Consider the following 13,250-nt stretch of genomic DNA (forward strand, 5'->3'; position numbering starts at 1 on the left):
GACGAAAACGAACCGCGCTACGAAGATGGCCAGGCGATCCTGATCCCTGAAGTCAAACCCGCCGTGGACGCTTTTCTGGAAGCGGGCTTTCTGAATGCTGCCCGCAGTTTCGAAGCCGGTGGCATGCAGTTGCCTACCCTGCTCTCCCAAGCCTGTTTCGCGCACTTTCAGTCGGCCAACGCAGCGTCAACGTCCTACCCGTTCCTGACCATGGGCGCCGCCAACCTGATCGAAAGCTTCGGCACCGAGGCGCAAAAACAGCGCTTCCTGCAGCCGATGATCGAAGGCCGCTTCTTCGGCACCATGGCCCTCACCGAGCCACATGCCGGCTCGTCGCTGTCGGATATTCGTACCCGCGCAGAGCCTGCGTCCGACGGCACGTATCGACTCAAGGGCAACAAGATCTTCATCTCCGGCGGCGACCACCCGCTGTCGGAAAACATCGTGCACATGGTGCTGGCCAAGCTGCCGGACGCGCCGCCTGGGGTGAAGGGCATTTCGCTGTTTATCGTGCCCAAATTCCTGGTCAACGAGGATGGCAGCCTGGGCGCACGTAACGACGTGCTGCTGGCCGGGCTGTTTCACAAGATGGGCTGGCGGGGCACCACGTCCACAGCACTTAACTTCGGCGATAACGGCAACTGCGTCGGCTATCTGGTGGGCAAACCCCATCAGGGCTTGAGTTGCATGTTCCAGATGATGAACGAGGCACGCATCGGCGTGGGCATGGGTGCGGTGATGCTGGGTTACGCCGGCTACCTCTATTCACTGGAATACGCCCGCGAACGCCCGCAAGGTCGCCTGCCTGACAGCAAAGACCCGAGCACCACGCCGGTTTCGATCATCCAGCACGCCGATATCAAGCGCATGCTGTTGACCCAGAAAGCCTATGTGGAAGGCGCCTTCGACCTGGGCCTGTACGCGGCTCGGTTGTTTGACGACACCACCACGCTGGAAACCGAAGCCGAGCGCAAGCACGCCCACGAACTGCTCGACCTGCTCACGCCCATCGTCAAATCCTGGCCATCGGAGTTCTGCCTCAAGGCCAACGAACTGGCAATCCAGATCCTCGGCGGCCACGGCTACACCCGCGAATACCCGGTGGAGCAGTACTACCGCGATAACCGCCTGAACCCGATCCATGAAGGCACCCACGGCATCCAGTCCCTGGATTTGCTCGGGCGCAAGCTCGCGCAAAACGGCGGCGCGGGCTTGAAGCAACTGGTCCGCCTGATCGCCGAAACCGGCGCTCGGGCTCAGGAATACGCCTCACTGACGGCCCTGCGCGAACCGCTGGAGCAATTGGTCAGCCGCCTGCAAAGCGTGACGATTGGCCTGCTGACGGATCTCGCCCACGGCAAGGTCAACAGCAGCCTGGCGAACTCGGCACTGTACTTGAAGGTGTTCGGGCACACGGTGATTGGCTGGCGCTGGCTGGAGCAGGCGATTCGCGCCGAGGAAGGTTTGGCCAAGGGGAATGCGGCCGATGTGGCCTTTTATAAAGGCAAGCTCCAGGCCGCCCGGTACTTCCTGACCTGGGAAGTACCGAGCTGCCATCATGAACTGGCGATTCTGGAGGCACGCGATGACACGTGCCTGGGCATGCAGGACGCGTGGTTCTAAGGCGTTCCGATCGCCTTGGATATCACTTCGACCGTGGCGCTGACTTGCTCTTGGTAACGGTCGAGTTCCTGCTGGTGATGCTTTTGCATGTCGATCTGCTCGGCGCACAGGTTCAGCGCAGCCAGTACCAATAATTTGTCACCGATCAGGGTCGGGTACTTTTTCTTGGTGGTGGCCAGGGAGGCCTTGAGCATGGTCACGGCGTGCATCAGGGTTTGATCCTCCCCTTGCGGCGCCTTGATCGAGTAATCCTCTCCGAGAATCGAAACGACCTTTATCCCTTCATTCATGCGCCGACAGGCCCTGCGCTCACACGCTCAACCAGCGCCTGGATACGCGCGGCGGTGGTGCCGTGTTTTTCTTCCTGTTCCATCAGGTTCAGTTGCAGGCTGTCGTTTTCATCCTTGGCGCGGGCCAGTTCCGCCTTCAGGGCTTCATTGCTGCCGAGCAGGTCTTGGTTTTGTTGTACGAGGTCAGTGACCAGTTGTTCAAGCTGGCTGAGAGATGCTTCTAACATTTTGATTTCTCGGGCATTTTCAAAGGGCGGTGACGATAAAGAAAATTCACCTCGGATGCCAGGGTTATCCCCGGCAGGCAGCCCGTTTTTTAAGGGCCGGGCCGCACTTTCGAGCCTTAGTGACTGCATTTACCCGATCTGGTTCCTGAATCCGTCCAACCCCTCGTCAGATGCGACAAAAGCGCGCGCCCCCTTAAGACTTTAGTCGCATGGCCGATACGCAATGCACACCTCGTCTCATGGCCGCACGGATCGCGCTTCTCCCCAGGACTCCCGCATGTCTCTTCGTAATATGAATATCGCTCCGAGGGCCTTCCTTGGCTTTGCGTTTATTGGCGCGCTGATGTTGTTTCTCGGCGTGTTCGCCTTGAACCAGATGAGCAAGATTCGCGCAGCCACCGAAGACATCACCCAGTCCAGCGTGCCGAGCATTCGCGCCCTCGACGAATTCACCCAGTTGACCCTGCGCCTGCGCGTGCTGTCGTACCGCCTGCTGACCAACCGCGAGCCGGACGTGCAGCAAAAAACCCTGGAAGCCTTCGAACTGCGTAACCAGCAGATTCGTGCCGCCCAAGGCGTCTACGAAAAACTTATCGAAAGCAGCGAAGAGCGCGCCACCTACAACGAATACGTGCGTTTGCTCGGCCAGTACCATCAGATCGAGGAGCGCATGAAGAGCCTGTCACGCGCCAACCAGATTGATGAGCTGCGCGCCTTGCTCAACACCGAATTACTGAGTAATTCCGAGCAAGTCAACGCGGTGCTCACGCGCCTGCTGGACATCAACAACCAAATGGCCAACGCCACCAACCAAGAAGCCAAAGACCAATACGACATGGCCTTTGATCTGGTAGTGGGCCTGCTGATCACTGCCACCGCGCTGACCCTGCTGTTCGCCTGGCTGCTGACCCGCAGCATCACGCTGCCCATTGCCCAGGCCCTGGAAGCCGCCGAAGAAGTCGCTGAAGGCAACCTCACACGCCCGATCAAGGTTGATGGCAACGATGAAGCCGGCCGCCTGCTTGCTGCCATGGCCAAGATGCAGGACAAGCTGCGCGACACCCTGCAACGCATCGCTGGCTCCGCGACCCAGCTTGCGTCCGCGGCAGAAGAACTGAATGCCGTCACCGACGAAAGTGCCCGTGGCCTGACCCAGCAGAACAATGAAATCGAGCAAGCCGCCACCGCCGTCAACGAGATGACCAGTGCCGTTGAAGAAGTCGCGCGCAACGCGGTGAGCACCTCCGAAGCCTCGCGCAATGCCACCACGTCTGCCGGTGACGGCCGTGACCTGGTGCAGGAAACCGTCAGCGCCATCGAGCGCATGAGCGGCGATGTGCAAGCCACCGCCACCTTGATTGGCGACCTGGCCAATGAGTCCCGCGATATCGGCAAAGTGCTCGACGTGATTCGCGGCCTGGCCGACCAGACCAACCTGCTGGCCCTGAACGCCGCGATTGAAGCGGCGCGCGCCGGTGAAGCCGGTCGTGGGTTTGCCGTGGTGGCCGATGAAGTGCGCGCGCTGGCCCATCGCACCCAGCAGTCGACCAGCGAGATCGAGCGGATGATCGGCAGCATTCAGGCCGGCACCGAGCATGCGGTGGATTCGATGCGCAACAGCACCGAACGTGCGGAGTCGACGTTGAACATCGCCAAAGGCGCGGGAATGTCGCTGGACACCATCAACACTGCGATTGTGGAGATCAACGAACGCAACCTGGTGATCGCCAGCGCGGCCGAAGAGCAGGCGCAAGTGGCGCGGGAAGTGGACCGTAACCTGGTGAATATTCGTGATTTGTCGGTGCAGTCGGCCACGGGTGCCAGCCAGACCAGTGCGGCGAGCAGTGAGTTGTCGCGCTTGGCGGTGGACCTGAATGGGATGGTGGGGCGCTTCAGGCTCTAACTGACACCAGTGATCCCTTGTGGGAGCTGGCTTGCCTGCGATAGCAATCTAACAGTCAATAACCCCAGTGACTGATACACCGCTATCGCAGGCAAGCCAGCTCACACATTGACAGCGGACGCAGAGCGTCCAACGAGGCATTCCCACGCAGAGCGTGGGAACGATCTTTTGACAGCACAGCAATTCAACAGGTTAGAATCGCTGGCACGCAGACTGCATGGTCAGTTTGCGCCTCGTCTTCCCCGCTCTGGAGTACTGCCTTTGAATGCAACGACCATCAACAGCCTGTTCTTGATCGGCGCGTTGCTGGTGGGTGCGAGCATTCTGGTGAGTTCTCTTTCCTCGCGCTTAGGGATCCCGATTCTGGTGATCATCCTGGCGGTGGGCATGGCCGCCGGCGTCGATGGCGGCGGCATCATCTTCGATAACTACCCAACCGCGTACCTGGTGGGCAACCTCGCATTGGCCGTGATCCTGCTCGACGGCGGTTTGCGCACACGGGTGGCGAGTTTTCGCGTGGCACTCTGGCCGGCGTTGTCGCTGGCCACGGTGGGGGTGTTGATCACCACCGGCCTCACCGGCATGGCGGCGGCCTGGCTGCTCGACCTCAATATCATCCAAGGCTTGCTGATCGGCGCGATTGTTGGCTCCACGGACGCCGCAGCCGTGTTCTCACTGCTGGGCGGCAAGGGCCTGAACGAGCGGGTCACCGCCAGCCTGGAAATCGAATCCGGCAGCAACGACCCGATGGCGGTATTCCTCACCGTCACCCTGATCGACATGCTGGCCAGCGGCCAGACCGGCCTGCACTGGAGCTTGCTGGCTCACCTGATTCGCGAATTCGGCATCGGCGGCATCGTCGGCCTGGGCGGCGGCTGGCTGATGCTGCAAATGGTCAACCGCATCAACCTGGCCACCGGCCTGTACCCGATCCTGGTGATCGCCGGTGGCCTGGTGGTGTTCGCCCTGACCAATGCCCTGCACGGCAGCGGCTTCCTCGCCGTGTACCTGTGCGGGCTGGTGATCGGCAACCGCCCGGTGCGCAGCCGTCATGGCATTTTGCATATGCTCGATGGCATGGCGTGGCTGGCACAGATCGGCATGTTCCTGGTGCTGGGCCTGCTGGTCACACCCCATGACCTGCTGCCCATCGCCCTGCCGGCACTGGGCCTGGCGTTGTGGATGATCCTGTTTGCGCGGCCGCTGTCGGTGATGGTCGGCCTGCTGCCGTTCAAGGCCTTCCACGGCCGCGAAAAAGCCTTTATCGCCTGGGTCGGCTTGCGCGGCGCGGTGCCGATCATTCTGGCGGTGTTCCCGCTGATGGCCGGCCTGCCGCACGCGCAGCTGTACTTCAACCTGGCGTTCTTTATTGTGCTGGTGTCGCTGCTGGTGCAAGGCACCAGCCTGCCGTGGGTGGCCAAATTGCTGAAGGTCACCGTGCCGCCGGAACCGGCGCCCATCTCCCGCGCCGCGCTGGAAGTGCACGTCACCAGCGAGTGGGAGCTGTTCGTCTACCGCCTGGGCGCGGAAAAATGGTGCATCGGCGCCGCCCTGCGCGAGCTGAAAATGCCCGAAGGCACACGCATCGCTGCACTGTTCCGTGGCCAGCAACTGCTCCATCCGTCGGGTAGTACGGTGCTGGAAGTCGACGATTTACTCTGCGTGATCGGCCACGAACACAACCTGCCGGCCCTCGGCAAACTGTTCAGCCAGGCGCCGCAACGCGGCCTCGACCTGCGTTTCTTCGGCGATTTCGTGCTCGAAGGCGACGCCCAGCTGGGCGCGGTCTCCGCCCTGTACGGGCTTAAGCTCGACGGCATCGACCCGGATATGCCGCTCAGCAGCTTCATCACCCAGAAGGTCGGCGGCGCGCCCATCGTCGGCGACCAGGTGGAGTGGAACAACACAATCTGGACCGTCGCGGTCATGGACGGGAACAAGATCGGAAAAGTCGGCGTCAAATTCCCCGAAGGAAGTCGTCCAGGCCCTGGACTCTTCCTCTAAACTGCGAGGCTATGGCGCCACGCCACCAGCCTCTTTACCTTGCTCGACCGGTATCCATGACCCTACTGCGCACCTTTTTAGCCACTGCCCTGCTGGGCCTGACCCTCTGCGTGGGCAACGTCTACGCCGCCGACCCGCCCAGCACCGACGCCATCCAGCAAAGCCTGGACAAGCTGCCCGACCGCAAGCTGCCCGACGCCGACATGAAGGCGTTGCAGAGCATCCTGCAACAGACGTTGACGTACCTGGGCAACAAGCAGGATTACGAGCAGCGCCTGGCCGACCTCAAGCGCCAGCTGGCAGACGCTCCGCGCCAGACCACCGACAACCAGCGTGAATTGGTGCGGCTCAAGGCGACTAAAATTGTCCCCGTGGCCCAACGCTATGCCTCGCTGCCCGTGCCGCAACTTGAGCAATTGCTCGTGCAGCGCAGCACCCAGCAAGGCGACCTGCAAAAAGAGTTGGCCGACGCCAACAGCCTGACCATCGCCGCCCAGACCCGTCCAGAGCGCGCCCAGACCGAAATCAGCAGCAGCCAGACGCGCATCCAGCAGATCAATTCGATCCTCAAGGCTGGTAAAGACAACGGCAAAACCCTCAGCGGCGACCAGCGCAACCAATTGAATGCCGAACTTGCGGCCCTTAATGCCCTGATCCCGCTGCGCCGCCAGGAACTGGCCGGCAACAGCCAACTGCAAGACCTGGGCAACAGCCAGCATGACCTGGTGGTGGAAAAGACCGCGCGCCTGGAACAAGAGATCCAGGACCTGCAAACCCTGATCAACCAGAAACGCCTGGCCCAGTCCCAGCAGACCGTGACCCAGCAGTCCATCGAAGCGCAAAAGGCCGGCGGCAGCAGCCTGCTCGCGACCGAAAGCGCGGCCAACCTCAAGCTCTCCGACTACCTGCTCAAAAGCACTGATCGCCTCAATGACCTGACCCAGAAAAACCTGCAGACCAAGCAGCAACTGGACACCGTCACTCAAAGCGACTCGGCCCTGGACGAGCAGATCAATGTGCTCAAGGGCAGCCTGCTGCTCTCCAAAATCCTCTACAAACAAAAACAGGCGCTGCCGCGTCTTACCGTCGACCGCAACCTGGCGGACGACATCGCCAACATTCGCCTGTACCAGTTCGAGGTCAACCAGCAACGCGAACTGATCAGTACGCCCAGCACCTATGTGGATAGCCTGCTGGCCAATCAGTCGCCGGATGACGTGACGCCACAATTGCGCCGCACTTTGCTGGAACTGGCGATCACTCGCAGCGACCTGCTCGAACGCCTGAGCCGTGAGCTGAGCGCGCTGCTGAACGAATCTATCACCCTGCAACTGAACCAGAAACAACTGCTCAGCACCGCCACCAACCTGCGCGCGACCCTCGACGAGCAAATGTTCTGGATCCCCAGCAACAAGCCGCTGGACACCGAGTGGCTGGAAACCGTGCCGGACCACCTGACCAAGCAAGTCACCACCCTGCCGTGGGCTTCGAGCGTCAGCGAACTGTATGACGGCCTGACCCAGCGCCCGCTGCTGTTCTTGCCGTTGCTGCTGTTGATTGGCGCACTGCTGTGGCGGCGTAAAGCCTTGTACGCGCGCCTGAAAAAGATCCACCTCGATATTGGCCACTTCAAGCGCGACAGCCAATGGCACACGCCGGTGGCCATCCTGGTGAATATCCTGCTGGCGCTGCCGGTGGCCCTGGCGCTGGCATTGTGCGGCTACGCGCTGCAAATAGACGCCCGTGGGCAAAACGCCAACTTGGGCGCGGCCTTGCTGCTGATCGCCCAAGCGTGGCTGGTGTTCTACACCGCCTACCGGATTCTCGCGCCGGGTGGCGTGGCCGAACTGCATTTCCGCTGGGAAAAGCCCCAGGTCGAATTCCTCCAGGGCTGGATCCGCAAGCTCGGGCTGGTGGTGCTGGCGCTGGTAGCCGTAGTGGCCATCGCCGAACACCAGCCGGCCGCGCTGGCCGACGACGTGCTGGGTATCGCTGTGGTGCTGACCTGCTACGCGCTGATGGCCTGGCTGCTGAGTCGCCTGCTGCTGCACAGCCCGACCCACGAAAAAGCCTCATTGTTCCGTAAGGCCGTGGGCCTGGTGTTTACCGCCCTGCCCGTCGCGCTGTTTATCGCCGTGTGCTTTGGCTACTACTACACCGCGCTCAAACTCAGCGACCGGCTGATCAACACGCTGTACCTGCTGATGTTCTGGCTGGTCATCGAGGCCACCTTTGTCCGCGGCCTCGGCGTTGCTGCACGACGCCTGGCCTATGCCCGCGCCCTGGCCAAACGCCAGGCCGCCAAGGAAGCCGGCGACGGCGAAGCGGTGATCGAAGAACCGACCCTGGACATCGAGCAGGTCAACGAACAGTCCATGCGCCTGATCCGCCTGGCCTTGCTCGGCGGCTTTATCGCCGCGCTGTACTGGGTGTGGAAAGACCTGATCACTGTGTTCTCCTACCTGGACAACGTGACCCTCTACGAATACACCAGCGGCACTGGTGCCAATATCAGCATGGTGCCGATCAGCATCGGCGACTTGCTCGGCGCCTCGATCATCGTCGGCATCACCTTCGCCCTGGCGCGCAACCTGCCCGGCCTGCTCGAAGTACTGGTGCTGTCCAAGCTGGACCTGGCCCAAGGCAGCGCTTATGCCACGACCACCTTGCTGTCCTATGTGATCGCCGGCGTCGGTTTCGTCTCCACCTTGTCCACCCTCGGCGTGAGCTGGGACAAGTTGCAATGGCTGGTGGCGGCGCTGTCGGTGGGGTTGGGCTTTGGTATGCAGGAGATCTTCGCCAACTTTATCTCCGGCATCATGATCCTGTTCGAACGCCCGGTGCGCATCGGCGACACCATCACCATCGGCAACCTGTCGGGCACGGTGAGCAAGATCCGCATCCGCGCCACCACGATTACCGACTTCGACCGCAAGGACATCATTGTCCCGAACAAGACGTTTATCACCGGGCAACTGATCAACTGGTCGCTGACCGACACCATCACCCGCGTGACGTTGAAACTCGGTGTGGACTACGGCTCTGATCTGGATCTGGTGAAGGAATTGCTGCTCAAGGCCGCCCGCGAAAACCCGCGCGTGCTGAAAGAGCCGGAACCCCATGTGTACTTCCTCAACTTCGGCGAAAGCACCCTCGACCACGAACTGCGCATGCACGTGCGCGACCTCGGTGACCGTAACCCGGTGATCGACGAGGTGAACCGCTTTATCAACCGCGAGTTCAAGAACCACCACATCAACATCTCGTTCCGCCAGATGGAGGTCTACCTCAAGAACCTTCACGGCCAGGAATACAAACTGGTGGAAGTCGACACCCCGGCCAAACCCGCCAACGACGGCGGCGTGCAAGAACCGCCGCCGAGCAAACTCGACTAAACGCCCTATCCCCAGCAGAATGCTCGGACATTCTGCTGGAGATGGCCGGTGAAAGCCCTCGACGAACTGACCTTCGACAACCGCTTCGCACGCCTGGGCGACGCGTTTTCAACCCACGTACTGCCTGAGCCCCTCGACGCGCCGCGCCTTGTGGTGGCGAGCGACGCCGCCATGGCCTTGCTCGACCTCGACCCGACCGTGGCCGAAACGCCGGTATTTGCCGAGCTGTTTGGCGGGCACAAACTGTGGGCCGAAGCAGAACCGCGGGCAATGGTCTATTCCGGGCACCAGTTCGGCGGCTATACCCCGCAACTGGGCGATGGCCGCGGGTTGTTGCTGGGTGAGGTGTACAACCAGGCCGGCGAGCATTGGGACTTGCACCTCAAGGGCGCCGGGATGACGCCGTATTCGCGCATGGGCGATGGGCGTGCGGTGCTGCGCTCTTCGATTCGTGAGTTTCTCGCTTCCGAAGCCCTGCATGCCTTGGGTATTCCCAGCAGCCGCGCCCTCTGCGTGATTGGCTCCGACACGCCGGTATGGCGCGAGAAACAAGAGCGCGGCGCCATGGTATTGCGCTTGGCTCACAGCCATATCCGCTTCGGGCATTTCGAATACTTCTACTACACCAAGAAGCCCGAGCAGCAGGCCGAATTGGCCGAGCACGTGTTGAATCTGCACTACCCCGAGTGCCGCGAACAGCCCGAACCGTACCTGGCAATGTTCCGCGAAATCGTCGAGCGCAATGCCGAGATGATCGCCAAATGGCAGGCCTATGGCTTCTGCCACGGCGTGATGAACACCGACAATATGTCGATCCTCGGCATCACCTTCGACTTCGGGCCGTTTGCGTTTCTGGATGATTTTGACGCGCACTTCATCTGCAACCATTCGGACCATGAAGGGCGCTACTCCTTCAGCAACCAAGTGCCGATCGGGCAGTGGAACCTGAGCGCGCTGGCCCAGGCGCTGACGCCGTTTATCAGTGTGGATGCCTTAAAAGAAGCCCTTGGGCTGTATCTGCCGCTGTATCAGGCGCACTACCTGGACCTGATGCGTCGACGCTTGGGGCTCACCACGGCTGAAGACGCTGACCAGCCACTGGTGGAACGCTTGCTGAAACTGATGCAGAACAGCGGCGTGGACTACACGCTGTTCTTCCGCCGTCTGGGTGATGAGTCTGCGGCACTGGCCGTGGCGCGCTTGCGCGATGACTTTGTCGACCTGGCCGGGTTTGATGCCTGGGCCGAGCAGTACAAAGCGCGCGTCGCACGGGATGGCGATGACAGCCAAGAACGCCGCCGCGAACGCATGCACGCGGTGAACCCGTTGTACATTCTGCGCAACTATCTGGCACAGAACGCCATCGCGGCTGCCGAGTCAGGTGACTACAGCGAAGTGCGGCGCCTGCATGAGGTGCTGAGCAAGCCGTTTGAGGAACAGGCCGGGATGGAGCAATACGCGCAGCGGCCGCCGGATTGGGGCAAGCATTTGGAGATTAGTTGCTCGTCCTGAGAAGACATATCTCGAAATAAAGACCGGACGCGCCTGACATCATTAAACATCTCTTCGCATTAGGGTCACCTTGTTGCAATCACGCAACAAACCTTAAGCAGATATGAAATGGAGGTGCGTCATGGGCGTCGATGTTCCGAACCTGGAATCGGCGTGCGATCACGCTACACCCGATAAATATTCCGCTGTTCGCCTACATATGGACCTGTCCTTTCCTCATCGCGAGCTTTCCCAAGTCAACAATTGGCTGGAGCAGCGCGCCTGGAAAGACCTTGAGCTCTTTTTGATTGAGCGATACCCGCAGCACAAACAAGTAATAACGTTGTGGCTCGAAGGCAGCCAAGCCAGGGCGCAGGCTAGTGAACCAGCCCCCACCTTACGTGCAGTGAATACGTAAGGATGGCACTGAGGGACTGGAGCACCAGCCAGTGACCACTGCCCTGAAAACAGTGGTGATCAGGACGCTGGTCAGTGCTGTTGTGTTCGATGCTTTGGTCCCTCTTTCTCCGTATATAGCCCAAGACCTGAATGTGTCGGCGGCATACTTTCAAAGCGTGCTTGCCCTTGGCCTGATCACTTTCGCGCTGAGTCAGCTGCTTGCAACGCCCTTGATCAACCGCACAGGCGCTTCTCTGAGTCTCGCCATCGGCTCTATGCTGGTCGCGCTCTTATGCATGGCGACGGTTCTCACAGAAAGCGTCTCGATGCTTTCAATTGCTCTGATTGCAATGTTCGCTGCTAACGCCCTGGCGACTACAGCCTCACGCTTATGGCTACGTCAGCATCTGGGACAAGCGAAACTCCAAAGTACGACGGCCTACCTGCATGGCGGGATCAGCGTGCTTGCTGCATTGAGCCCGCTGGTATTAATGCTCTCAGCCTCAGCTTTTGGATGGCGATGGGTAATGGCAGCACTGGCGGGAAGCCTTATATTCGTCAGCCTGGGGCTTTTTTCTCAAGACAGCTTCGAGCCTCTAAAGCCATCCAACTCTCAAGCGCCCGTCGCACTTTATAGGCAGCCGACATTCATAGGCGCATTGCTGATGGGTGTATTGATTCAAAGTGCCTTTACCGCGTTAAACCTCAGCAAGGCCTTTATCCTCGATGGCGTATTTCTGCTCTCAACACCGGTCGCCGGTGTAATCCTTTCTGCATGGGCAGCACTGGTCGCCTCGGCATTTTTTGCGGGAGGCAAAGCAGTCGCGCACTTTACCGAGGCACAGCGCATCAAGGCGGGCTTGTTCACTCAATGCCTCGGTGCCGTGGCCATGGTGGCTGCATGGCTTCAGGAAGATTTAAACCTCTACCTGCTTGCTGCCGCATCGACCAGTCTTGCCTTTTGTATCCTGTTGCCATTAGTCACAGCCAGGGCTTTGGACGTCGTGCCAGCACAACAAGCCAGCGCGTCGGCAGCCTTTGGAGGCATCACCGTAGCAAGTGCTGGCTTGACCACGTGGTTGAGCACTCAAATGCACTCATCATTACTTTTTACCTTGATGCTGGTACTTGGTGTATGTGCGCTGGGGCATTTAATGCTGATTTTTTTATTGCCCAGGCGTATTTAGCAGTTCGTACCAAGGAGACCCGCCTGCCTCACACTGACTTTTTGGATTGGGTTAATGGCAGCCTGCCCTGGAAGATACCCGCGCCAATGTGCGAATGGCTGTGGATAACTCAAGTTGTCGTTCATGTTTCATCCTTTCAGTTGGTCTTGATAAACCTTGTTGTCGGCTCCAGATTGAGCTGATTGGCCACACTCAAGGAGCCCACCATGTCCGAACCTCTTGTAATCCCCTGCCCGCATTGCAACGGCCTCAACCGCATCCCTGGCGAACGCCTGGGTGATGCGCCTAAATGCGGGCGCTGCAAGCAGCCTGTGTTGCTGAACAAGCCTTTCGAGCTGAAACAAGGCGACTACGCCAGCCAGATCAAGGGCGACCTGCCGTTGTTGGTGGATGTGTGGGCCGAGTGGTGTGGGCCGTGCAAATCGTTTGCGCCGGTGTTTGAGCAGGCGGCTGGGCAGTTGGAGGGTAAATGCCGATTGGCCAAGCTTGATAGCGAGGCTAATCAGCAGCTGTCGGCGCAGTTGGGGATTCGCTCGATTCCGAGTTTGATTCTGTTCAAGAACGGCCGTGAAGTGGCGCGCCAGAGTGGCGCGTTTCCGTTGCCGCAGTTGATGAGTTGGTTGCGTAGCCAAGGGGTGTAAACCAGCCCCTCAAGCAACGGGGTCAACTGTGGGAGCTGGCTTGCCTGCGATGCAGGCAACTCGGTCTATCAGTCAGACCGAGGTGAGGCC

At 60.2% G+C, this 13,250-nt stretch carries 9 protein-coding genes and 2 pseudogenes; 9 read left to right on the top strand and 2 right to left on the bottom strand.

Translation table 11 applies throughout. The features are described 5' to 3' along the window. On the top strand, positions 1–1,623 hold a 1,623-nt coding region (locus FEM54_RS10355; protein WP_138450752.1), incomplete at its 5' end, for an acyl-CoA dehydrogenase family protein. On the opposite strand, the gene FEM54_RS10360 is transcribed toward FEM54_RS10355, so the two are convergent. Then, positions 1,620–1,913: a cell division protein ZapA gene (locus FEM54_RS10360; protein WP_017138531.1), complete on the bottom strand. Its 294-nt coding sequence runs from the start codon at positions 1,911–1,913 to the stop codon at positions 1,620–1,622. The two genes, FEM54_RS10355 and FEM54_RS10360, sit on opposite strands and share 4 nt — an antisense overlap. Continuing rightward, complete coding sequence (locus FEM54_RS10365) at positions 1,910–2,140, bottom strand: hypothetical protein (protein ID WP_138450754.1); 231 nt, start codon at positions 2,138–2,140, stop codon at positions 1,910–1,912. The genes FEM54_RS10360 and FEM54_RS10365 overlap by 4 nt, the downstream gene beginning before the upstream one ends. A gap of 343 nt (positions 2,141–2,483) precedes the next feature. On the opposite strand from FEM54_RS10365, the pseudogene FEM54_RS35065 reads away from it, so the two are divergent. The 8 genes and pseudogenes from FEM54_RS35065 to trxC all read left to right on the top strand — a co-directional run. After that, positions 2,484–3,140: pseudogene (locus FEM54_RS35065) on the top strand (MCP four helix bundle domain-containing protein); the annotation flags it as partial. 303 nt (positions 3,141–3,443) lie between these two features. Beyond that, a pseudogene (locus tag FEM54_RS35070) lies at positions 3,444–4,043 on the top strand (methyl-accepting chemotaxis protein); the annotation flags it as partial. A gap of 261 nt (positions 4,044–4,304) precedes the next feature. Next, the gene (locus FEM54_RS10375) at positions 4,305–6,047 is read left to right on the top strand and encodes a potassium/proton antiporter (RefSeq protein ID WP_138450759.1); all 1,743 of its coding nucleotides are present in this window, start codon (positions 4,305–4,307) and stop codon (positions 6,045–6,047) included. 56 nt (positions 6,048–6,103) lie between these two features. Then, complete coding sequence (gene mscK, locus FEM54_RS10380; protein WP_138450761.1) at positions 6,104–9,442, top strand: mechanosensitive channel MscK; 3,339 nt, start codon at positions 6,104–6,106, stop codon at positions 9,440–9,442. A gap of 48 nt (positions 9,443–9,490) precedes the next feature. After that, positions 9,491–10,954, top strand: a complete 1,464-nt coding sequence (gene selO, locus FEM54_RS10385) for a protein adenylyltransferase SelO (protein ID WP_138450763.1) — start codon at positions 9,491–9,493, stop codon at positions 10,952–10,954. A 121-nt stretch (positions 10,955–11,075) separates the two neighbouring features. Then, entirely contained in the window at positions 11,076–11,351 is a 276-nt protein-coding gene (locus tag FEM54_RS10390) for a hypothetical protein (protein WP_138450765.1), read from the top strand. Positions 11,352–11,382: 31 nt separating this feature from the next. Next, positions 11,383–12,519, top strand: coding sequence for an MFS transporter (locus tag FEM54_RS10395; protein WP_138450767.1), 1,137 nt, complete (start codon positions 11,383–11,385; stop codon positions 12,517–12,519). A gap of 206 nt (positions 12,520–12,725) precedes the next feature. Next, a complete protein-coding gene (trxC, locus tag FEM54_RS10400; RefSeq protein ID WP_017138537.1) occupies positions 12,726–13,160 on the top strand; it encodes a thioredoxin TrxC in 435 nt (144 codons plus the stop codon). Positions 13,161–13,250 lie beyond the last annotated feature (90 nt).

Source organism: Pseudomonas edaphica (assembly GCF_005863185.1).
GTDB lineage: Bacteria > Pseudomonadota > Gammaproteobacteria > Pseudomonadales > Pseudomonadaceae > Aquipseudomonas > Aquipseudomonas edaphica.